The 20,993-nt window shown below is 35.0% G+C and carries 34 protein-coding genes; 31 read left to right on the forward strand and 3 right to left on the reverse strand.

All coding sequences use genetic code 11. The features are described from left to right. Positions 1–68 precede the first annotated feature (68 nt). Positions 69–818 (forward strand): rhomboid family intramembrane serine protease, encoded by a 750-nt coding sequence (locus tag ACPX19_RS08075; RefSeq protein ID WP_426429500.1) that lies wholly within the window; start codon positions 69–71, stop codon positions 816–818. On the opposite strand, the gene rlmB is transcribed toward ACPX19_RS08075, so the two are convergent. From rlmB to ACPX19_RS08090, 3 genes are all read right to left on the reverse strand, one after another. Continuing rightward, positions 815–1,552 carry a 23S rRNA (guanosine(2251)-2'-O)-methyltransferase RlmB gene (rlmB, locus tag ACPX19_RS08080; protein WP_426429501.1) on the reverse strand — a complete coding sequence of 246 codons (738 nt, stop codon included), beginning with the start codon at positions 1,550–1,552 and terminating at the stop codon, positions 815–817. The genes ACPX19_RS08075 and rlmB overlap by 4 nt on opposite strands. 61 nt (positions 1,553–1,613) lie before the next feature. After that, positions 1,614–3,245 (reverse strand): aryl-sulfate sulfotransferase, encoded by a 1,632-nt coding sequence (locus ACPX19_RS08085; protein ID WP_426429502.1) that lies wholly within the window; start codon positions 3,243–3,245, stop codon positions 1,614–1,616. Between the two features lie 48 nt (positions 3,246–3,293). Next, positions 3,294–4,910 carry a POTRA domain-containing protein gene (locus tag ACPX19_RS08090; protein WP_426429503.1) on the reverse strand — a complete coding sequence of 539 codons (1,617 nt, stop codon included), beginning with the start codon at positions 4,908–4,910 and terminating at the stop codon, positions 3,294–3,296. Between the two features lie 246 nt (positions 4,911–5,156). Here ACPX19_RS08090 and rpsL point away from each other — a divergent pair, with 246 nt between their 5' ends. From rpsL to rpsD, 30 genes are all read left to right on the forward strand, one after another. Beyond that, positions 5,157–5,531, forward strand: coding sequence for a 30S ribosomal protein S12 (gene rpsL, locus ACPX19_RS08095; RefSeq protein ID WP_008269190.1), 375 nt, complete (start codon positions 5,157–5,159; stop codon positions 5,529–5,531). Positions 5,532–5,553: 22 nt separating this feature from the next. After that, complete coding sequence (rpsG, locus tag ACPX19_RS08100) at positions 5,554–6,030, forward strand: 30S ribosomal protein S7 (RefSeq protein WP_426429504.1); 477 nt, start codon at positions 5,554–5,556, stop codon at positions 6,028–6,030. Positions 6,031–6,036: 6 nt separating this feature from the next. Beyond that, positions 6,037–8,163, forward strand: a complete 2,127-nt coding sequence (gene fusA, locus ACPX19_RS08105; RefSeq protein WP_426429505.1) for an elongation factor G — start codon at positions 6,037–6,039, stop codon at positions 8,161–8,163. A gap of 13 nt (positions 8,164–8,176) precedes the next feature. Beyond that, positions 8,177–8,482 carry a 30S ribosomal protein S10 gene (gene rpsJ / locus ACPX19_RS08110; protein ID WP_100610637.1) on the forward strand — a complete coding sequence of 102 codons (306 nt, stop codon included), beginning with the start codon at positions 8,177–8,179 and terminating at the stop codon, positions 8,480–8,482. Positions 8,483–8,625: 143 nt separating this feature from the next. Further along, positions 8,626–9,243 carry a 50S ribosomal protein L3 gene (gene rplC, locus ACPX19_RS08115; protein WP_426429506.1) on the forward strand — a complete coding sequence of 206 codons (618 nt, stop codon included), beginning with the start codon at positions 8,626–8,628 and terminating at the stop codon, positions 9,241–9,243. Beyond that, positions 9,243–9,872, forward strand: coding sequence for a 50S ribosomal protein L4 (rplD, locus tag ACPX19_RS08120; RefSeq protein WP_426429507.1), 630 nt, complete (start codon positions 9,243–9,245; stop codon positions 9,870–9,872). Before rplC ends, rplD begins: the two co-directional genes overlap by 1 nt. 7 nt (positions 9,873–9,879) lie before the next feature. Beyond that, the gene (gene rplW / locus ACPX19_RS08125) at positions 9,880–10,170 is read left to right on the forward strand and encodes a 50S ribosomal protein L23 (protein ID WP_426429508.1); all 291 of its coding nucleotides are present in this window, start codon (positions 9,880–9,882) and stop codon (positions 10,168–10,170) included. A gap of 10 nt (positions 10,171–10,180) precedes the next feature. Beyond that, on the forward strand, positions 10,181–11,008 hold the full coding sequence (rplB, locus tag ACPX19_RS08130; protein ID WP_426429509.1) for a 50S ribosomal protein L2: 828 nt from the start codon (positions 10,181–10,183) through the stop codon (positions 11,006–11,008). 10 nt (positions 11,009–11,018) lie between these two features. After that, positions 11,019–11,297: a 30S ribosomal protein S19 gene (gene rpsS, locus ACPX19_RS08135; protein WP_008269180.1), complete on the forward strand. Its 279-nt coding sequence runs from the start codon at positions 11,019–11,021 to the stop codon at positions 11,295–11,297. A 5-nt stretch (positions 11,298–11,302) separates the two neighbouring features. Next, the gene (gene rplV / locus ACPX19_RS08140; protein WP_426429510.1) at positions 11,303–11,710 is read left to right on the forward strand and encodes a 50S ribosomal protein L22; all 408 of its coding nucleotides are present in this window, start codon (positions 11,303–11,305) and stop codon (positions 11,708–11,710) included. Between the two features lie 9 nt (positions 11,711–11,719). Beyond that, entirely contained in the window at positions 11,720–12,433 is a 714-nt protein-coding gene (gene rpsC / locus ACPX19_RS08145) for a 30S ribosomal protein S3 (protein ID WP_426429511.1), read from the forward strand. 20 nt (positions 12,434–12,453) lie between these two features. Next, positions 12,454–12,873, forward strand: a complete 420-nt coding sequence (rplP, locus tag ACPX19_RS08150) for a 50S ribosomal protein L16 (protein ID WP_426429512.1) — start codon at positions 12,454–12,456, stop codon at positions 12,871–12,873. Between the two features lie 12 nt (positions 12,874–12,885). Continuing rightward, positions 12,886–13,077: a 50S ribosomal protein L29 gene (gene rpmC, locus ACPX19_RS08155; protein ID WP_426429513.1), complete on the forward strand. Its 192-nt coding sequence runs from the start codon at positions 12,886–12,888 to the stop codon at positions 13,075–13,077. Positions 13,078–13,094: 17 nt separating this feature from the next. Continuing rightward, positions 13,095–13,352, forward strand: coding sequence for a 30S ribosomal protein S17 (rpsQ, locus tag ACPX19_RS08160; protein ID WP_111685488.1), 258 nt, complete (start codon positions 13,095–13,097; stop codon positions 13,350–13,352). Positions 13,353–13,354: 2 nt separating this feature from the next. After that, positions 13,355–13,723 (forward strand): 50S ribosomal protein L14, encoded by a 369-nt coding sequence (rplN, locus tag ACPX19_RS08165; protein WP_278006379.1) that lies wholly within the window; start codon positions 13,355–13,357, stop codon positions 13,721–13,723. Between the two features lie 12 nt (positions 13,724–13,735). Further along, positions 13,736–14,047, forward strand: a complete 312-nt coding sequence (gene rplX / locus ACPX19_RS08170; RefSeq protein ID WP_426429514.1) for a 50S ribosomal protein L24 — start codon at positions 13,736–13,738, stop codon at positions 14,045–14,047. 2 nt (positions 14,048–14,049) lie between these two features. Further along, on the forward strand, positions 14,050–14,601 hold the full coding sequence (gene rplE, locus ACPX19_RS08175) for a 50S ribosomal protein L5 (RefSeq protein ID WP_426429515.1): 552 nt from the start codon (positions 14,050–14,052) through the stop codon (positions 14,599–14,601). 2 nt (positions 14,602–14,603) lie between these two features. Then, complete coding sequence (gene rpsN, locus ACPX19_RS08180) at positions 14,604–14,873, forward strand: 30S ribosomal protein S14 (RefSeq protein WP_426429516.1); 270 nt, start codon at positions 14,604–14,606, stop codon at positions 14,871–14,873. Between the two features lie 104 nt (positions 14,874–14,977). Then, complete coding sequence (gene rpsH / locus ACPX19_RS08185; RefSeq protein WP_076620347.1) at positions 14,978–15,376, forward strand: 30S ribosomal protein S8; 399 nt, start codon at positions 14,978–14,980, stop codon at positions 15,374–15,376. Positions 15,377–15,388: 12 nt separating this feature from the next. Beyond that, positions 15,389–15,931 (forward strand): 50S ribosomal protein L6, encoded by a 543-nt coding sequence (rplF, locus tag ACPX19_RS08190; RefSeq protein ID WP_426429517.1) that lies wholly within the window; start codon positions 15,389–15,391, stop codon positions 15,929–15,931. 10 nt (positions 15,932–15,941) lie between these two features. Beyond that, on the forward strand, positions 15,942–16,298 hold the full coding sequence (gene rplR, locus ACPX19_RS08195) for a 50S ribosomal protein L18 (RefSeq protein ID WP_426429518.1): 357 nt from the start codon (positions 15,942–15,944) through the stop codon (positions 16,296–16,298). 6 nt (positions 16,299–16,304) lie between these two features. Further along, on the forward strand, positions 16,305–16,829 hold the full coding sequence (gene rpsE, locus ACPX19_RS08200) for a 30S ribosomal protein S5 (protein ID WP_426429519.1): 525 nt from the start codon (positions 16,305–16,307) through the stop codon (positions 16,827–16,829). Positions 16,830–16,840: 11 nt separating this feature from the next. Next, on the forward strand, positions 16,841–17,020 hold the full coding sequence (gene rpmD / locus ACPX19_RS08205) for a 50S ribosomal protein L30 (RefSeq protein WP_076620351.1): 180 nt from the start codon (positions 16,841–16,843) through the stop codon (positions 17,018–17,020). A gap of 16 nt (positions 17,021–17,036) precedes the next feature. Further along, a complete protein-coding gene (gene rplO, locus ACPX19_RS08210; RefSeq protein ID WP_426429520.1) occupies positions 17,037–17,489 on the forward strand; it encodes a 50S ribosomal protein L15 in 453 nt (150 codons plus the stop codon). Positions 17,490–17,499: 10 nt separating this feature from the next. Continuing rightward, on the forward strand, positions 17,500–18,864 hold the full coding sequence (gene secY, locus ACPX19_RS08215; protein WP_426429521.1) for a preprotein translocase subunit SecY: 1,365 nt from the start codon (positions 17,500–17,502) through the stop codon (positions 18,862–18,864). A gap of 12 nt (positions 18,865–18,876) precedes the next feature. Next, entirely contained in the window at positions 18,877–19,092 is a 216-nt protein-coding gene (gene infA, locus ACPX19_RS08220) for a translation initiation factor IF-1 (protein WP_007094967.1), read from the forward strand. Positions 19,093–19,096: 4 nt separating this feature from the next. Then, entirely contained in the window at positions 19,097–19,213 is a 117-nt protein-coding gene (gene ykgO, locus ACPX19_RS08225; protein ID WP_008269159.1) for a type B 50S ribosomal protein L36, read from the forward strand. A gap of 96 nt (positions 19,214–19,309) precedes the next feature. Beyond that, positions 19,310–19,684: a 30S ribosomal protein S13 gene (gene rpsM / locus ACPX19_RS08230; RefSeq protein WP_426429522.1), complete on the forward strand. Its 375-nt coding sequence runs from the start codon at positions 19,310–19,312 to the stop codon at positions 19,682–19,684. A gap of 107 nt (positions 19,685–19,791) precedes the next feature. After that, the gene (rpsK, locus tag ACPX19_RS08235) at positions 19,792–20,175 is read left to right on the forward strand and encodes a 30S ribosomal protein S11 (RefSeq protein WP_426429523.1); all 384 of its coding nucleotides are present in this window, start codon (positions 19,792–19,794) and stop codon (positions 20,173–20,175) included. A gap of 172 nt (positions 20,176–20,347) precedes the next feature. Further along, positions 20,348–20,953 (forward strand): 30S ribosomal protein S4, encoded by a 606-nt coding sequence (gene rpsD, locus ACPX19_RS08240; protein WP_426429524.1) that lies wholly within the window; start codon positions 20,348–20,350, stop codon positions 20,951–20,953. The last annotated feature ends 40 nt before the right edge of the window (positions 20,954–20,993 follow it).

Here is a 20,993-nt window from a genome sequence, read left to right on the forward strand (position 1 = left end):
GATTGTGACAATATTTCATACAATTATATTTTGGTTATAAATTTGAAGACAGTTTAGAAAATAGTTCAATGTCCAAACAACAATTTAAATTTTCAAATAGTGTCATCATTTTCCCAGTTTTGATGTTACTCTCTGTCTGGTTGGTGTTTTGGTATCAGACAACGATAAACTATGGCATTAAATCATATGGTATAAGACCACATAGATTAGAGGGTTTGTTGGGTATTGTTACGAGTCCTTTTTTGCATGGTGATTTAAATCACTTATATAATAACTCGTTTCCTTTATTAATCCTATCGCTTGCGTTGTTCTATTTTTATAATAGAGTTGCATGGAAGGTTATAGGTTTTGGTATACTGTTCTCTGGATTGTTAACTTGGCTTATTGGGAGTTCTGGAAATCATATAGGCGCTAGTGGACTAATCTATGTACTGTTTAGTTTTATCTTTTTTAAAGGCATTTTTGCCAAACACTACAGGTTAATTGCATTGTCTTTAGTGGTAATTTTCTTGTATGGAAGCATGATTTGGTATGTGTTTCCGATAAAACAAGGTATGTCTTGGGAAGGGCATTTAGGTGGTTTAATAACGGGTTTATTATTTGCGTTAGTATTTAAAAATAACGTAGCGAAACCAGAGCGATACGTTTGGCAACAACCAGACTATAATGAAGATGACGATCCTTTTATGAAGCATTTTGATGAAAACGGTAACTTTATAGAATCCTTACCTGATGAGGAAACGGAAATAGACTCAGAAGATAATTCTGAAACTCCAATCAATTATATTTTTAGACAATCGAAAGATAAAAGTCTTTAAGAGCGTTGTCGTACAGCTTCATATAAAAAAGCTCCACAAGCTACGGATACATTAAGGGATTCGATCTCACCCAAAATAGGAAGCTTTGCTTGTTCATCAACAACCTTTAATACTGAAGGATTGATGCCTCTTCCTTCGGATCCCATGATGATGGCACAAGGTTCACTAAAAGAAACATCATAAATAAAATCATTAGCTTTTTCTGAAGCTGCAATGACTTTTATCCCAGATGATTGCATATAAAAGACAGCGTCTTTAATGTGGTCTACCTTACAAATAGGAATTTTAAAAATAGCACCAGCACTTGTTTTGATGGTATCTCCATTGATGGGAGCTCCACCTTTTTTCTGAATAATAATTCCTGAAACACCTGTACATTCTGCTGTTCTTACGATAGCACCAAAGTTTCTAACATCGCTTAGCTGATCTAAAAGCAGGAATAAGGGTGTTTTGCCAGACTCTATAACGGTTAAAACTAAATCGTCAATATTATGAAATTCAATAGGCGAAATATGAGCTACAGCACCTTGATGATTTCCACTTTTACTCAGACGGTTTAATTTTTCAATGGGCACATAAGATGAGTTGATGCCTTCTGAACGCAATAGCGCTTCTAATTCTTGGAAGAGTTCTCCTTTTAATCCCTTTTGAACAAAAACCTTGTCTATAGTTTCATTAGACTTTATAGCTTCAATGATAGCTCTAATCCCAAATATGGTAGTTTCATTTTTCATTGGTGTAAAGGTATAAAAAAACCATCCTAAGAAAGGATGGTTTCATTGAATTTAGTTTGCGTTAATTTTTAACAACCTTTCTTGTAATACTTTTGTTGCCAGAATGTATTTTTAAGATGTAAATACCACTTGGTTGTTGCGATAAATCGATTTTAGATTCTCTAGATACAGAAATTTGTCTTCCAGAAATAGTATACAACTCAACTTTGTCAATTTCATTTAGCGATTCAATTTGGATAAAATTGGATGTAGGATTCGGATAGACAACAATATATTGAATTTTAAATTCTGAAGTACTCAAATTATTGCATGGCGTTAAATCTGGATTTAACTCGATTGGGTCACTTGGTGTTAAATCCCTCCCTACAAATGCAGCATACGTTATCGGGTATTTCTCAGCTCTGAAAGTAAGGTTTGCATTGGGTGGTGGATTACCTTGTGAAGAAATAGCACCAGTATTACTATTAACAGGATTTACATATTCCCATACTTTTTCTTCGTTGGAGTTAATTTCAAAAAAATACCCTTGGTTACCTTCGCATATAAGAATATTTCCATTAGGTAATTGCTGTGCACTACTTACAATAGGTGTATAAAAATCTGAACCTCCTGGAGCAAATTCATCATATGTGTAATCTGTACTATTTGGTAGGTAGGAAGTATTTGGTGTGTAATCGTATACCCCTAAACTAATTTCGGGAGGGGAAATTATATCAACTTGGGAGTAAGAAGGGGTTCTTTCAATGCCATTATTAAATAATAAGATTTTTCCGCCATTAGGTAAGCCAGATGGTATAAAGTGAGGTGTGTGCTGTCCAAATAAAGTACGATCAGAAAAAGTACCTTGCCTGTAGGCTTCAGGATTTCCCCAGCGATAAAGTAGATCTCCACCTTTACCATAAGTGCCACCATTACCAGTAGCAGCTTCAGCTGTTGTGGTGGAATGGTCAATAATCCAAATTTCACTCATATGTCTAGAGCTCAAAACTATTTGATCTCTTTCTTCATTGTATTGAATGGAGTTGATATGCAGCCAATTAGATGCTCCTGATCCACCGTTCAAGAAATTTACATCAAGTTTATTTGGGCTAAGTGCTACATCACCAAAATTATCTTTTGTAGCATCAAAATCTTGCACAAGATGATCTTTAATATTCCATTCCCAAACTATGTTGCCGCCGTTTAATCCTACAGGTGCAACTTCAACAATTTGTTCATTATATAAATCCGTTTCGGTTAGTAAGGCAGGATTTCTTCCAGCTTGAATGGCTTCACTGTTGCTCATCACAGTAGCAGCCAAAATCAGTACATTTCCATTAGGTAAAGGATAGACATCGTGGTGCTGTCTCATTGTAGGTGTATCATAGAAGTATTGCCAAATCAAATTTCCATCCCAATCATATATTTCTACAACGCCACCTTGTCCACCAAAAGTAATATCAGTTGAAGATGTTCTGCCTGGTCTTAAAAGATTTCCATTTTCTAATAAATAGACAGAGTTGCCAGGTGGGAAGGTACTTGACCACTGTTTGATTACTTCGCCACAGTTATTAATTAAATACGTTTCATTGAAAACCGTAAATAATGTGTAACCATCATAAACATCTTCAGTAATATTTGTAGTGCCAACAGTATTTTGGGCAACCATAAAATTTGAAACAATAAAAAATGTAAAGAGTATTTTTTTTATCATGAATTTTCTTTTCTAGCGTTTTCAAAAGTATCAGATTATTTTAACTAATCAAAAAGTGGCCGTTAAACTCACATGAACTTTTGAGTCTGATAATCTAAATTGTCTGTTTTCAGACTTACCACTAGAGTAATTCAATCTAAATAATCCTGCGTTGGTATGGAGACCTAGACCAAATCCAAATCCAAATAGTTTTTCTTTTGTATTTGTGATTTGATTTTCAAAATAAGCAGCATCTAAAACCGAATGTATATAAATACCATTACTCAATCTATAACGGTATTCGGTATTGATAACTCCATAAAGATTGGCCACTAAACTATTTTCTTCAAAACCTCTAATGGAATTTATTCCGCCAAATCTAAAAAGCTCATTATCTAGATAATCTTCTGAAGTTAATATAGCACCGTTCAACCTTGTATAAATACTGTTTTTGGGATTGAGATTAAAAATTTTATACGTGTCTACGCTAAAAATGGTTTGACTTTGATTTCCTAAATCATTTTTTCTGTCACCAAAACCAGCAGAAAAATCTAACCAAAAGTTGATCGGAAACAGCGGGTCGTAAAATTGTGCTTTTGTGTAGGTGTAGCCTAATATGTAGTAATTGGCGGTGTAATCGTTTAGAATAGAAGTGTCGTTATCCAAAAGATTTGTAGACTTGGTTGAAGAAATACCAGCAGCTACTCTATGCTGCGCATTTATTTGGTAATTTATTTTAGCATACTGTTTAGCATTAGAAAATGTAGTGTCTTTTCTAAAAATATTCAAGCCAGCTTGTATTCCAACAGGCGAACCAAACAAATATGGTAAGTCTGTATCAATTCTAAACGTTTGTTGGTCAATTTCATCACTTTTATAGAAAAGGTTTATGGTTTCACCATAGTTTAGATTGTTAACTAATCGCAAATCTAAGTAGCCATCAAACTCAATTTTGTTGGTGTTTTCATTAGTGCCAAATCCAAGAAAACCATCAAAATTATTGATTCGAGCTTTTTCTATATATAGGTATAACGTAGTGGAGTCTTTTGTGAATAAAACTTCAGGGTCTTTTATTTTGTTAGCAAAGCGTAAATCTTCTAATAGTTCAACTTTTTTTTTAATTTCATTCAGATTGAAAGTCTTACCAGTTCTTAACTTCAAAAAACGTTTGGTGTAGGATTGCGGAAACTTTTCATATCCTTTAACTATGATTTTATCAATCCGTCTTTTTTGATTAGTAACAATTTTAAGTTCTGAGGAAATTAATTCTGAATTGTATTTGGTGATGTTAATTAATTGAAGCGTAGAGAAAGGGTCACCTTGTTCGGCAATTTTTGAATTAAGAGTATTCAAGGAGTTTTCTAATTCAGTAATAGCAATATCAAAATATCCTTCATTAGAATAATGATTAATAAAGTTTAATAGCTCTTTGTTAAAATCGTTTCCATATTTAATCCTGATGCGTTTAATCTTTTCTCCCAAAAATAAATGAGCATAAAAAAGTGTATCATCCTTTCTTACAATGCTATCTGTAGAGGTGTCAATATAGCCTAATCTAGTAAGCTTGTTTTTAAGTTCGCTTAATTCGTTTTCAAGGCTAACATAATTATTGAAAGATTTTGTGTAGCCAACAGAGTCTATAACTTTGGTTTTTATTTCATTTTCACCTTCAATCTTTAAGCTCAATGATTGGCTAAAAATCTGATGAGGTAAAATCAACAAAAAAAGAAAAATAAAACCTTGAAAACTTGACATTAAATAAAAATGAAATAACTGAAAAGATAACGTAAAAATAGACCATTACTTATATGTACAAAATGAATTCTGATAATTCTTTGAAAAATAAATTCACAACTGTTTGAATTATAAATATATATTTCTACCTTTGCAGCCCTCAAAAGTGAGGGTTTTTAAAATTTATATTAAAAATATATGCCAACAATTTCACAATTAGTACGAAAAGGAAGAGCCAAAATAACTAAGAAGAGTAAATCGGCTGCTTTAGATTCGTGTCCTCAAAGACGTGGTGTATGTACTCGTGTTTACACGACGACTCCTAAAAAACCAAACTCAGCAATGCGTAAGGTAGCAAGGGTTCGTTTAACAAACGGAAACGAGGTTAACGCATACATTGGCGGTGAAGGTCACAATCTACAAGAGCACTCGATAGTATTAGTTAGAGGTGGAAGGGTAAAAGATTTGCCAGGTGTTAGATATCACATCGTTCGTGGTGCATTAGATACAGCAGGTGTTGCTGGTCGTACCCAACGTAGATCTAAGTATGGTGCAAAACGCCCTAAAAAGTAATTTAAAACTTTAAGAAGAAGACATGAGAAAAAGAGCAGCAAAAAAGAGACCGCTTTTACCAGATCCAAGATTTAACGATCAGTTAGTGACGCGTTTTGTTAACATGATGATGTGGGATGGTAAGAAGTCTGTAGCTTTTAAAGTATTCTACGATGCAATTGATATTGTTGAGGAGAAAAAGAATAATGACGAAAAAACAGCTTTAGAAACTTGGAAAGACGCTTTATCTAATGTGATGCCACACGTGGAAGTACGTAGTCGTCGTGTTGGTGGTGCAACATTCCAGATTCCAATGCAGATTCGTCCAGATCGTAAAGTTTCTACAGCGATGAAATGGTTAATTAGCTACGCACGCAAAAGAAACGAAAAATCTATGGCGCAACGTTTGGCATCAGAAATTTTAGCTGCGGCTAAAGAAGAAGGTGCAGCTGTTAAGAAGAGAGTAGATACTCATAAAATGGCAGAAGCAAACAAAGCATTCTCACACTTTAGATTTTAATTAGAAATGGGAAGAGATTTAAAATTCACAAGAAATATAGGTATTGCAGCACATATTGATGCTGGAAAAACAACAACAACAGAGCGTATCCTTTACTACACTGGTGTATCTCATAAAATTGGTGAGGTTCACGATGGTGCAGCTACTATGGACTGGATGGAGCAAGAGCAAGAAAGAGGTATTACTATTACTTCTGCTGCTACAACTTGTACATGGAATTTCCCGTTAGAAAATGGTCAGCCAACTCCAGATACTAAAGGATATCACTTTAATATTATCGATACCCCCGGTCACGTTGACTTTACTGTTGAGGTAAACCGTTCATTACGTGTATTAGACGGATTAGTGTTCTTGTTTAGTGCTGTTGACGGTGTAGAGCCTCAATCAGAAACTAACTGGAGACTTGCGGATAACTATAAAGTACCTCGTATCGGTTTTGTTAATAAAATGGACCGTCAAGGATCTAACTTTATGGCTGTTTGTCAACAGGTTAAGGATATGTTAGGTTCTAATGCAGTGCCAATAGTAATGAATATTGGTGATGAAGCAGATTTCAAAGGAATAGTTGACTTGGTGAAAAACCGTGCTATCGTATGGCATGATGAAACTCAAGGAGCAACTTTCGATGTTATTGAAATTCCTGAAGATTTAAAAGCTGAAGCTGCTGCATTGAGAGCGCAGTTAATTGAAGAGGTTGCAAGTTACGATGAAAACCTTCTCGAGAAGTTCATGGAAGATGAAGATTCGATTACAGAAGAAGAAGTACATGCTGCATTAAGAGCTGCTGTTATGGATATGTCTATCATTCCAATGATTTGTGGTTCTTCATTCAAAAATAAAGGTGTACAGTTCTTATTGGATGCTGTTTGTAGATATTTGCCTTCTCCATTGGATAGAGATAATATTAAAGGAATAAATCCTGATACTGAGAAAGAAGAGTCTCGTAAACCAGATGTTAAAGAGCCATTTTCAGCATTGGCATTCAAAATTGCTACCGATCCTTATGTAGGTCGTTTAGCATTCTTCCGTGCATATTCAGGTCGTTTAGATGCTGGTTCTTATGTATTGAACAATCGTTCTGGAAATAAAGAGCGTATTTCACGTATCTATCAAATGCATGCTAACAAGCAAAATGCTATCGATTTTATCGAAGCTGGAGATATAGGTGCTGCTGTAGGTTTTAAAGATATTAAAACAGGAGATACTCTTACTTCAGAAAAAAATCCAATTGTTTTAGAAAGTATGAACTTCCCTGATCCAGTAATTGGTATCGCGGTTGAGCCTAAAACTAAGGCTGATGTTGATAAATTAGGAATGGCGCTTTCTAAACTGGCTGAAGAAGACCCAACGTTTACTGTTAGAACTGATGAAGCTTCAGGACAAACCATTATTTCTGGTATGGGTGAGCTTCACTTAGATATTATTGTAGATCGTTTGAAGCGTGAGTTTAAAGTAGAGGTTAATCAAGGTCAACCTCAAGTAGAGTACAAAGAAGCAATTACACAAAAAGCACAACACAGAGAGGTTTACAAAAAACAATCTGGTGGACGTGGTAAGTTTGCGGATATAGTATTTACGCTTGAACCAGCTGAAGAAGGTAAAACAGGTTTGGAATTTATTTCAGAAATTAAAGGTGGTAACGTTCCTAAAGAATTTATCCCTTCAATTGAAAAAGGATTCAAACAAGCAATGGTTAATGGACCTTTAGCAGGTTATGAAGTAGATGCTATGAAGGTGACTTTATTGGATGGTTCTTACCATGATGTGGATTCTGATCAATTGTCGTTCGAGTTAGCTGCTAAATTAGGTTTTAAAGCTGCTGCAAAAGCTGCAAAAGCAGTAATCATGGAGCCTATAATGAAACTTGAAGTTATTACTCCAGAAGAAAATATGGGTGATATTGTCGGTGACTTAAACCGTCGTCGTGGTCAAGTTAATGACATGGGTGATCGTGCTGGAGCTAAAACCGTAAAAGCACATGTTCCTTTATCAGAAATGTTTGGATATGTAACTACATTAAGAACATTGTCTTCAGGTAGAGCAACATCAACAATGGAATTCTCTCACTATGCAGAGACTCCGTCAAACATATCAGAAGAAGTAATCAAAGCAGCTAAAGGCGTAGAAGCTTAAAAACTAAAAGAAAATGAGTCAAAAAATTAGAATAAAATTAAAGTCTTACGATCATAATTTAGTTGACAAGTCTGCTGATAAGATTGTAAAAACTGTAAAAAGTACAGGTGCAGTAGTAACAGGTCCAATTCCATTGCCAACGCACAAGAAAATTTTCACTGTGTTACGTTCACCTCACGTTAACAAGAAGGCGAGAGAACAATTTCAATTAAGCTCTTACAAGAGATTATTAGATATTTACTCTTCATCTTCTAAAACAATTGATGCTTTAATGAAACTTGAATTGCCAAGCGGAGTTGAAGTAGAGATTAAGGTGTAGTTATTGTTCCTGTGAAAACAGGAACTTAAAATGTCCCACCGATGTGGTCGCGGGAAAAACGGAAAAAATACAATTCAAGGCTGAAACGTATTTTTCAGCCTTGAATTTTAAATAAAAAAGAATAATAATTAATAAATAATAATATGTCTGGGTTAATTGGAAAAAAAATCGGCATGACCAGCATCTTTGATGAAAATGGAAAGAATATTCCATGTACAGTAATCGAAGCAGGTCCATGTATCGTTACCCAAGTCAGAACAGAAGAAGTGGATGGTTACAATGCACTTCAGTTAGGTTTCGATGACGCGACAGAAAAAAACGCTACTAAAGCAGCTGTAGGGCATGCTAAGAAAGCGGGTACTTCTGTAAAACGCAAAGTCGTAGAATTTAAAGGTTTTGGCGAGGAGTACAAATTAGGTGATGCTATCACTGTAGAACAGTTTATTGAAGGAGAGTTCGTAGATATTTCAGGAATCTCAAAAGGTAAAGGTTTCCAAGGTGTTGTAAAGCGTCATGGTTTTGGTGGTGTTGGGCAATCAACACATGGTCAGCATAACCGTTTAAGAGCCCCTGGTTCTATCGGTGCTGCTTCTTATCCTGCGAGAGTATTCAAAGGAATGAAAATGGCTGGAAGAATGGGAGGCCAAACAGTTAAAGTAGAAAATTTAAGAGTTTACAAAGTTGTTCCTGAAAAGAATTTACTTGTTGTAAAGGGTTGTGTGCCTGGTCATAAAAACTCTTATGTAATCATTGAGAAGTAATGAAGGTAGCAGTTTTAGATATAAACGGAAAAGATACGGGTAGAAAAGCAGAACTTTCTAAGGACGTATTCGAAATAGAGCCTAATAATCATGCTGTTTATTTAGATGTTAAGCAATACTTAGCAAACCAAAGACAGGGTACGCACAAGGCTAAAGAAAGAGCAGAGATTGCTGGTAGTACACGAAAAATTAAAAAACAAAAGGGAACAGGTACAGCACGTGCAGGTTCTATAAAGTCTGGTGTATTCAAAGGTGGTGGTCGTATGTTTGGTCCAAGACCAAGAAATTACGGTTTTAAATTAAACAAAAACCTTAAGCGATTAGCACGTAAATCAGCTTTAAGTATTAAGGCAAATGACAAATCAATAGTAGTATTAGAAGACTTCAATTTTGATGCACCTAAGACTAAAAATTTCGTCAATGTCTTGAAAGCATTAGAGATAGATAACAAAAAATCCTTGTTTGTGTTGGGTGACTCAAATAATAACGTATATTTGTCGTCGCGCAATTTGCAGGGGTCTGAAGTTGTAACATCTTCAGAATTAAGCACTTATAAAATTATGAATGCTAATAAAGTCGTTCTTTTAGAAGGTGCATTAGAAGGAATTGAATCGAATTTAAGTAAATAGAACACAGATGAGTATCTTAATTAAACCTATCATCACAGAAAAAGCAACCGCTCAAAGTGAGTTGTTAAATGCATATGCATTTGAAGTGAACACAAAGGCGAACAAGGTAGAAATTAAAAAAGCGGTTGAGTCTGCTTATGGTGTTTCTGTAGAAAAAGTTCGTACGATAAATGTCCGTCCAGATAGAAGAACACGTTATACAAAAACGGGTATTCAACATGGTAAAACAAATGCTGTTAAAAAGGCAATTGTACAGCTGGCGGAAGGTGAAACAATAGATTTATACGCTAACATGTAATTAGACAAAAATGTCAGTTAGAAAATTAAAACCGATCACATCAGCTCAGCGTTTTAGAGTAGTAAATGGATTTGACGCCATCACTACTGATAAGCCGGAGAAAAGTTTATTAGCTCCGAAAAAAAGATCTGGTGGTAGAAACAGTCAAGGAAAAATGACCATGCGCCAAATAGGTGGAGGTCATAAGAAGAAGTATCGTATTATTGATTTTAAACGTAACAAAACTGGTATCCCAGCTGAAGTAAAATCAATTGAATACGATCCAAACAGAACAGCATTTATTGCGTTGTTAAACTATCAAGATGGTGAAAAGAGATATATCATAGCCCAAAATGGTTTACAAGTAGGTCAAAGTGTTGTGTCAGGTCAAAGTGGTATTGCACCAGAAATAGGTAACGCAATGCCATTGAGTGAGATCCCTTTAGGTACTATCATTTCTTGTATAGAGCTACGTCCTGGTCAGGGAGCTGTAATGGCACGAAGTGCAGGCGCATTTGCTCAGTTAATGGCAAGAGATGGTAAGTTTGCAACTATAAAATTGCCTTCTGGAGAAACTAGAATGGTTTTAGTAACGTGCATGGCTACAATAGGTGTTATCTCTAACTCAGATCATCAGTTATTAGTTTCTGGTAAAGCAGGTAGAAGTAGATGGTTAGGAAGACGCCCAAGAGTAAGACCAGTAGTGATGAATCCAGTAGATCACCCAATGGGTGGTGGAGAAGGTAGATCATCTGGTGGTCACCCTAGATCTAGAAACGGTATTCCTGCCAAAGGTTATAGAACACGTTCTAAGACAAAAGCGAGTAATAAATATATTGTAGAACGTAGAAAGAAATAAGTAAGATAGTATGGCACGTTCATTAAAAAAAGGACCTTATATCCATTATAAGTTAGAGAAGAAAGTTGCGGAAAATGTAGCTTCGAATAAAAAGACCGTAATAAAGACTTGGTCTAGAGCATCTATGATTTCGCCAGATTTCGTAGGTCAGACTATAGCAGTACACAATGGCCGTCAATTTGTTCCAGTATATGTAACTGAGAATATGGTAGGTCATAAATTAGGAGAATTTTCACCAACAAGATCGTTTAGAGGTCATGCAGGTGCTAAGAATAAAGGTAAAAAATAAGAATCATGGGAAGTCGTAAAAAACAAATGGCAGAAGCTATTAAAGCTGAGAAGAAGCAGGTTGCTTTTGCTAAGCTAAATAACTGTCCTACATCTCCAAGAAAAATGCGTTTAGTTGCAGATTTAGTAAGAGGTGAGAAGGCCGAGAAAGCTCTTCAGATTCTTAGATTTAGCCCTAAGGAAGCGTCACGCCGTTTAGAGAAACTGTTAGTTTCTGCAATTGCAAACTGGCAAGCTAAAAATGAAGATGCTGATGTTGAGGAAGCTAATCTATTTATCAAAGAGATTAGAGTAGATGGCGGTACAATGCTTAAGCGTTTAAGACCAGCACCTCAGGGTAGAGCTCACAGAATTAGAAAAAGATCTAATCACGTAACAGTGGTTGTAGATTCATTAAATAAAACACAAAGCTAAGATAAAGATATGGGACAAAAGACAAATCCAATCGGAAATCGCTTAGGAATTATCAGAGGATGGGAATCTAACTGGTATGGCGGAAATGATTATGGAGACAAACTTGCAGAGGATGATAAAATCCGTAAGTATGTCCACGCTCGTTTATCTAAAGCTAGTGTGAGTAGAGTAATTATTGAGCGTACGCTTAAACTTGTAACCGTTACTATCACTACTGCTAGACCTGGTATTATTATCGGTAAAGGTGGTCAAGAGGTAGACAAGCTAAAAGAAGAGCTTAAGAAAATTACTGGTAAAGAAGTTCAATTGAACATCTTTGAGATTAAAAGACCGGAACTAGACGCATATTTAGTAGCAGCAAGTATTGCTCGTCAGATAGAAAGTCGTATTTCTTACAGACGTGCAATAAAAATGGCTATCGCTGCCGCTATGCGTATGAATGCTGAAGGGATTAAAGTTCAAATTAGTGGTCGTTTAAATGGTGCTGAAATGGCACGTTCTGAACACTACAAAGAAGGACGTATTCCGTTATCTACATTTAGAGCAGATATTGATTATGCTCTTGTTGAAGCACATACTACTTATGGTAGATTAGGTGTAAAAGTGTGGATTATGAAAGGTGAAGTTTATGGAAAAAGAGAACTTTCTCCATTAGTTGGTCTTTCTAAAAAGCAAAGTAAAGGTGGACGTACTGGAAACAAAAGTCAACGTCGAAGAAAGTAATTTTTTAAAGAAAAGACAAAATGTTACAGCCTAAAAGAACAAAATTTCGTAAGCAGCAAAAAGGTCGTATGAAAGGTAATGCTGGAAGAGGTCATTTGTTATCAAATGGTACTTTTGGTATTAAATCATTAGACACGTCATTTATAACTGCACGCCAAATAGAAGCAGCTCGTATTGCCGCTACGCGTTACATGAAAAGAGAAGGATCGTTATGGATTAAAATATTTCCAGACAAGCCTATTACAAAAAAGCCTCTTGAAGTACGTATGGGTAAAGGTAAAGGTGGAGTAGAATATTGGGTAGCAGTTGTAAAACCTGGACGCGTATTATTTGAAGTAAGTGGTGTGCCATTAGAAACAGCTCAAGAAGCATTACGTTTAGCAGCACAAAAACTTCCTGTAAAAACTAAGTTTATCATTGCTAGAGATTACGAAGCATAATAAGTAAAAATTATGAAGCAATCAGAAATTAAACAGCTTTCTACAGCTGAGTTACAAGAAAAACTTAGTGAGACAAAAAAGAGTTACGCAGACCTTAAAATGGCTCACACAGTTTCTCCTTTAGAAAATCCAATTCAATTACGTACTGTAAGACGTACTGTAGCAAGATTGGCAACAGAGTTAACTAAAAGAGACGAACAATAATTGTATTCTGCTGAAAGATGGAAAAAAGAAATTTAAGAAAAGAACGTATAGGTGTAGTTACTAGTAACAAAATGGAGAAATCCATAGTTGTTTCTGAAGTAAAAAAAGTAAAACATCCTATGTATGGAAAGTTCGTGTTAAAAACAAAGAAATATGTTGCGCACGATGAGAAAAATGACTGCAACGAAGGAGATACTGTAAAGATCATGGAAACAAGACCTTTAAGTAAATCTAAGTGTTGGAGATTAGTAGAAATAATTGAAAGAGCGAAGTAATTATGGTACAACAAGAATCAAGATTAAAAGTAGCAGACAACACAGGAGCTAAAGAAGTTTTAGTAATCCGTGTTTTAGGTGGTACAAAAAGAAGATACGCTTCTGTTGGCGATAAGGTAGTAGTTTCTGTTAAAGACGCTACTCCAAACGGAAATGTAAAGAAGAAAGCAGTTTCTACGGCAGTTGTTGTACGTACAGCTAAAGAAGTAAGACGCCCTGACGGCTCTTACATCAGATTTGATGATAATGCCTGTGTATTATTAAACCCACAAGGTGAAATGAGAGGTACACGTGTGTTTGGTCCAGTAGCGAGAGAACTTCGTGATAAACAATTCATGAAAATTGTATCATTAGCACCAGAAGTGCTTTAATTGATAAATAAGATGACAAAGCTTAAAATAAAATCAGGAGATACTGTAAAAGTAATATCTGGAGATCATAAAGGATCTGAAGGTAAAGTACTTAAAGTATTAAAAGATAAGAACAAAGCCATTGTGGAAGGTGTAAATATGGTGAAGAAACATACTAAGCCAAGCGCACAAAACCCACAAGGTGGTATTGTAGAGAAAGAAGCATCAATTCATATTTCAAACTTGTCTTTATTAACAAGCAAGGGTGAGACTACAAGAGTAGGTTACAGAATGGATGGCGACAAAAAAGTAAGATTTTCTAAAAAATCTAATGAAGTAATTTAATTATGGCTTACGTTGCAAGATTAAAAAAAGAGTATAAGGAAAAAGTTATTCCAGCTCTTACAGAAGAATTTGGATATAAAAATGTAATGCAAGTACCTAAGCTTGAAAAGATAATTTTATCTAGAGGTGTTGGTGCTGCTGTAGCTGATAAGAAGTTAATAGATCATGCAGTTGAAGAATTAACAAAAATATCTGGTCAAAAAGCTGTAGCCACAATTTCTAAGAAAGACGTTGCTTCATTTAAATTACGTAAAGGAATGCCAATTGGTGCTAGAGTAACTTTACGAGGTGAACAAATGTATGAATTCTTAGATAGATTAGTGACAACTGCTCTACCACGAGTTAGAGATTTTAACGGAATTAAAGCTACAGGTTTTGATGGTCGTGGAAATTATAACCTAGGTGTTACAGAACAAATCATTTTCCCTGAGATAGACATTGATAAAATCAACAAAATTTCAGGAATGGATATTACATTTGTGACTTCTGCTGAAACAGATAAAGAAGCAAAGTCTTTATTAACAGAACTGGGATTACCATTTAAAAAGAATTAATTATGGCTAAAGAATCAATGAAAGCTCGTGAGGTGAAGCGTGCAAAAATGGTTGCTAAATATGCTGAGAAGAGAAAAGCTTTAAAAGAAGCTGGTGATTACGAAGCATTACAAAAGTTACCAGTAAACGCATCACCAATACGTAAGCATAATAGATGTAAACTTACAGGAAGACCAAAAGGTTATATGAGACAGTTTGGTATCTCTCGTGTAATGTTTAGAGAAATGGCTAACCAAGGGTTAATTCCTGGTGTAAAAAAAGCAAGTTGGTAAAATTGAGGAAGCGAATTAGCTTCTGTACAATTATCAATATAACTATTGTATAATCGGAATCTAGGTTCGAAAAAATCGAAAACCATTTTCCTAAATTTTAAACTATGTACACAGATCCAATAGCGGATTATTTAACGCGAGTTAGAAATGCTGTGAAAGCCAACCACAGAGTGGTAGAAATTCCTGCTTCTAACTTAAAAAAGGAAATAACTAAAATATTATTCGATCAAGGATATATTTTAAGTTACAAATTCGACGACTCAACAGTACAAGGTACAATTAAGATTGCCTTAAAGTACAACAAAGAGACAAAAGAGTCTGTCATTAAAAAAATTCAAAGAATCAGTAAACCAGGTTTACGTAAATATGCTGGTGCCAACGAAATGCCAAGAATCTTAAATGGTTTAGGTATTGCAATTGTGTCTACATCTCACGGTGTAATGACAGGAAAGCAAGCACAAAGAGAAAACGTTGGTGGCGAAGTATTATGTTACGTTTACTAAAAACAGGAAATTATGTCAAGAATAGGTAAAAGCCCAATCACAGTTCCTGAAGGTGTAACTGTAGAGATAAAAGATAACGTAATTACTACAAAAGGTAAATTAGGTGAATTATCTCAAGCATATTCAGATGTTGAAATAAAATTAGAAGAAGGTACTATTACAATAGAGCGTCCTTCTGATAAGAAAGATCACAGAGCAAAGCACGGTCTATACAGAGCGTTAATTGCTAATATGATAGAAGGTGTCTCTAACGGATTTACTAAACAATTAGAATTAGTAGGTGTAGGTTATAGAGCATCTAATCAAGGACAAAAGTTAGATTTAGCAATTGGTTTCTCACACAATATCATAATGGACATCGCTCCAGAAGTTAAAGTAGAGACCGTATCAGAAAAGGGTAAAAATCCAATAGTTAAATTAACATCTCACGATAAACAATTGGTTGGTCAGGTAGCAGCGAAAATTCGTGGTTTCCGTAAACCAGAGCCTTACAAAGGAAAAGGTATCAAGTTTGTTGGTGAAGAAATTAGAAGAAAAGCAGGTAAATCAGCTTAATAAGTAAGTTATGGCATTGACAAAGAACGAAAGAAGAATAAGAATAAAGAACAGAATCCGTAAGGTGGTATCTGGTACAGAAACCAGACCAAGATTAGCTGTTTTTAGAAGCAATAAAGAAATTTATGCTCAGGTCGTAAATGATGTAACTGGTGTAACTATAGCTGCTGCATCTTCAAGAGATAAAGATATAGCAAAGTCTAAAGGAAATAAGACTGAAGTTGCTGCTTTAGTAGGAAAAGCCGTTGCAGAAAAAGCTATGAAAGCTGGTGTAGAAACTATTTCTTTTGATAGAGGTGGTTATTTATATCATGGTAGAGTAAAATCATTAGCAGAAGGTGCTAGAGAAGCAGGACTTAAATTTTAAGACATTATGTATCAAAACTATAAAAACGCAGAATTAGTAAAACCGGGCGGATTAGATTTAAAAGACCGTTTAGTAGGTGTGCAGCGTGTAACTAAAGTAACAAAAGGTGGTAGAGCATTTGGTTTTTCTGCTATTGTTGTAGTAGGTGACGAAGCAGGTGTTGTAGGTCATGGATTAGGAAAATCTAAAGACGTAGCAACAGCAATTGCAAAAGCTGTAGAAGATGCTAAAAAGAACTTAGTAAGAATTCCTATTTCAAAAGGAACATTACCACACGAACAAAAAGGTAAATATGGTGGTGCTAGAGTAAATATTATTCCTGCTGCACCTGGTACCGGAGTTATTGCTGGTGGTGCTGTAAGAACAGTGCTTGAAGCTGTTGGTGTACATGATGTATTATCAAAATCTCAAGGATCTTCAAATCCTCATAATGTTGTAAAAGCTACTTTCGATGCTTTACTACAATTAAGAGATGCAAACGCTGTAGCAAGAGAACGTGGAATTTCACTTGAAAAAGTATATAAAGGATAATCTAGGACAAGATGGCAAAGATTAAAGTAACTAAAGTAAAAAGTGCAATCAATCGTACTAAAAGACAAAAGCAAACATTAGAAGCCTTAGGTCTTAGAAAGATTGGTCAAGTCGTAGAGCACGATGCCACACCAAATATCCTTGGTATGGTGAAGAAAGTTGAACATTTAGTTTCTGTAGAAGAAGCTTAAAAATATAAACTTAACAATGGATTTAAGTAATTTAAAACCTGCAGAAGGTTCAGTTAAAAATCAAGGAAAACGTGTTGGACGTGGTCAAGGATCTGGTAAAGGTGGTACTGCGACAAGAGGACACAAAGGTGCAAAATCACGCTCTGGATACTCTAAGAAATTAGGTTTTGAAGGTGGTCAAATGCCTTTACAAAGACGTGTTCCTAAATTTGGATTTACTAACGTTAACAGAGTAGATTATCAAGGTGTAAACTTAGATACATTACAACAGTTAGTAGACGAAAAGAAAATTAAGGATACTGTAGATTTTGAAACACTTGTATCATTAGGTAAAGCTGGAAAAAACGATCTAGTAAAAATCTTAGGTAGAGGTGAGTTAAAAGCAAAATTAACAGTAACTGCACATAAATTTACTGCTACGGCAAAAGCTGCTATTGAAGCTGCTGGTGGTGAAGCTGTAACTTTATAAGATTTAAAAGATGAAGATAATAGAAACTTTAAAAAACGTCTGGAAAATCACTGAGCTTAAGGATAGGATAATTCTAACCTTAGGCTTATTGTTAGTGTATCGTTTTGGTGCTCAAGTGGTTTTACCAGGTGTAGATTTTCCTAAGTTAGCTGAGCTACAAAGTTCTGCTGCACAAGGTGGTTTATTGTGGTTAATTAATGCGTTTACTGGTGGTGGTTTTTCTAAAGCCTCGGTATTTGCTTTAGGTATAATGCCATACATCTCTGCATCTATCGTTGTACAACTTATGGGTATAGCTATTCCATATCTACAGAAGCTTCAAAAAGAGGGAGCAAGTGGACAAAAGAAAATTACCCAAATAACACGATGGTTAACTATTGGAATCTGTTTGGTTCAGGCACCTGCTTATTTAGGTACCATTCCGTCTTTATCTGGGCTTCAATCAATAAATCAAATGTTGATACCTGGTTTTTCAGAAAACATATTCTATTTCTCTTCGGTAGTAATTTTAGTAACAGGTTGTGTTTTTGCAATGTGGTTAGGTGAAAAAATTACTGATAAAGGTATAGGTAATGGTATTTCATTATTAATCATGGTTGGTATAATAGCAACTATGCCACAATCGTTTGCACAAAATATGTTCTCTAGACTAGAAGGTGGAAATGGTGGATTTATGATGATTTTAATAGAATTAGTCATATGGTTCTTAGTCATTTTAGGTTCAGTATTGTTAGTAATGGCAGTACGCAAGATTGCAGTACAATACGCTAGAAGAACAGCCTCTGGTGGGTACGAGAAAAATGTATTTGGATCACGTCAGTTTTTACCATTAAAGCTAAACGCATCAGGTGTAATGCCTATCATATTTGCACAAGCGATAATGTTCGCGCCAGCATACATTGGTAAGTTATTTGGTCCTGAAAGTGGTGTAGGGCAATGGATGCAAACTAACTTTCAAGATATATTTGGATTTTGGTACAACCTAGTATTTGCATTATTGATTATAATATTTACATATTTCTATACTGCAATTACAGTACCTACTAATAAAATGGCCGACGATTTAAAGCGTAGTGGTGGTTTTATACCAGGAATTAGACCAGGAACAGAAACAGCTGAGTACTTAGATAAAATTATGTCTCAGATCACCTTACCAGGATCTATTTTCTTAGCATTAGTTGCTATTTTCCCTGCATTTGTTTATCAATTAGTAGGGGTACAGCAAGGTTGGGCATTATTCTTTGGTGGTACATCATTATTAATTATGGTAGGTGTTGCTATTGATACGATGCAGCAGATTAATTCTTATTTATTGAATAAGCATTATGATGGCTTGATGAAAACTGGTAAAAACAGAAAATCAGTTACCTCATAATTAAGAAAAATTATGGCTAAACAAGCAGCAATAGAACAAGACGGAACAATTATAGAAGCATTATCAAATGCAATGTTCCGTGTAGAATTAGAAAACGGTCACATTGTGACAGCGCATATATCTGGTAAAATGCGTATGCATTATATTAAATTGTTACCAGGTGATAAAGTAAAATTAGAAATGAGTCCTTATGATTTAACTAAGGCCCGTATAACCTATAGATACTAACAAGATGAAAGTAAGAGCATCAGTTAAGAAGAGAAGTGCTGATTGTAAATTAGTACGTCGTAAAGGAAGACTTTACGTTATTAACAAAAAGAATCCTAGATTCAAACAAAGACAAGGATAAAAAAGTCATCAGTAATTAGTAGTTAGATGAATCTGTTCGAAATCGAAAGGTTTAGGATTCTAACAACTAAACGCTAACACTAAACACTAAATTAATATGGCAAGAATTGCAGGTGTAGACATACCAAAACAAAAAAGAGGAGTAGTATCCTTAACCTATATCTATGGAATAGGTAGAAGTAGAGCTAAGGAAATTTTAGAAACTGCTAAAGTTGACGAAAGCACTAAAGTACAAGATTGGACTGACGACGAGATTGGTGCAATCCGTGAGGCTGTTGGTACATTTAAAATTGAAGGAGAGTTACGTTCTGAAATTCAATTAAACATTAAGCGATTAATGGATATTGGATGTTACAGAGGTATTCGTCACAGAGCTGGTCTTCCTTTAAGAGGACAGCGTACTAAGAACAACTCTCGTACAAGAAAAGGTAAAAGAAAAACAGTTGCTAACAAGAAAAAAGTAACTAAATAATAATAAAAGACGTTAGTCATTAGTAATTAGAGGTTAGATGAATCTGTCTGAAATGTAAAAGTTTAGGATTCTAACAACTAAAAGCTAACAACTAGAAACTAAAAAATATGGCAAAGTCAAACACAAAAAAGCGTAAAGTAATAGTTGATGCGATTGGAGAAGCTCACGTAAACGCATCTTTCAACAACATCATCATTTCTTTAACGAATAAAAAAGGTGACGTTATTTCTTGGTCATCAGCTGGTAAAATGGGCTTTAGAGGTTCTAAAAAGAATACTCCTTATGCAGCGCAATTAGCTGCTGAAGATGCTGCTGAAGTAGCAAAAGAAGCTGGTTTAAAGAAAGTTAAAGTATACGTAAAAGGTCCAGGTAACGGTAGAGAATCTGCTATCAGATCTATCCACAATGCAGGTATTGAAGTATCAGAGATTATCGATGTAACTCCAATGCCACATAATGGTTGTCGTCCTCCTAAGAGACGTCGCGTATAATATTTATAACATATGAAGTTAATATCAATCGTTTATTCGGTTGATATTAGCTTTTTTATATGTAAATTTGCAAACTGAAAAAATTTAAAACAAGTATCAACGGGAGATTAACGGTTATAGAAGGATAAGCTTAAGACCTTAATTTTATAATCACTCTCAAAATTAATTTAAAATGGCAAGATATACTGGTCCTAAAACTAAAATAGCTCGTAAATTCGGACAAGCTATCTACGGAGACGATAAAGCCTTCGAAAAAAGAAATTACCCACCTGGACAACACGGAATCAACAAGAGAAGAGGTAAGAAATCTGAGTACGCTATCCAATTAATGGAGAAGCAAAAAGCTAAATATACTTACGGTATATTAGAGCGTCAATTCAGAAATATGTTCAAAAGAGCAACTTCAGCTCAAGGTATTACAGGTGAGGTGTTGTTACAATTATGTGAATCTCGTTTAGATAATGTAGTATTCAGAATGGGTATTGCACCTACAAGAAGTGCAGCAAGACAATTAGTATCTCACAGACACATTACAGTAAATGGAGAAAAAGTAAATATTCCATCTTACCAATTAAAAGCTGGTGATGTTGTAGCGGTAAGAGAAAAATCTAAATCTTTAGACGCTATTCAAAGTTCGTTAGCTAATTCTAGCAGTGTTTATGAATGGATTACTTGGAATAATGATACAATGCAAGGTACTTATGTATCTGTACCAGCAAGAATTCAGATTCCAGAGCAAATCAACGAACAGTTCATCGTCGAACTTTACTCTAAATAATAAATTAATCATTGGTATTTGGCCAAAGGGTTTATTAGTG

The organism is Winogradskyella sp. HB-48, from assembly GCF_049942685.1.
Lineage (GTDB): Bacteria > Bacteroidota > Bacteroidia > Flavobacteriales > Flavobacteriaceae > Winogradskyella.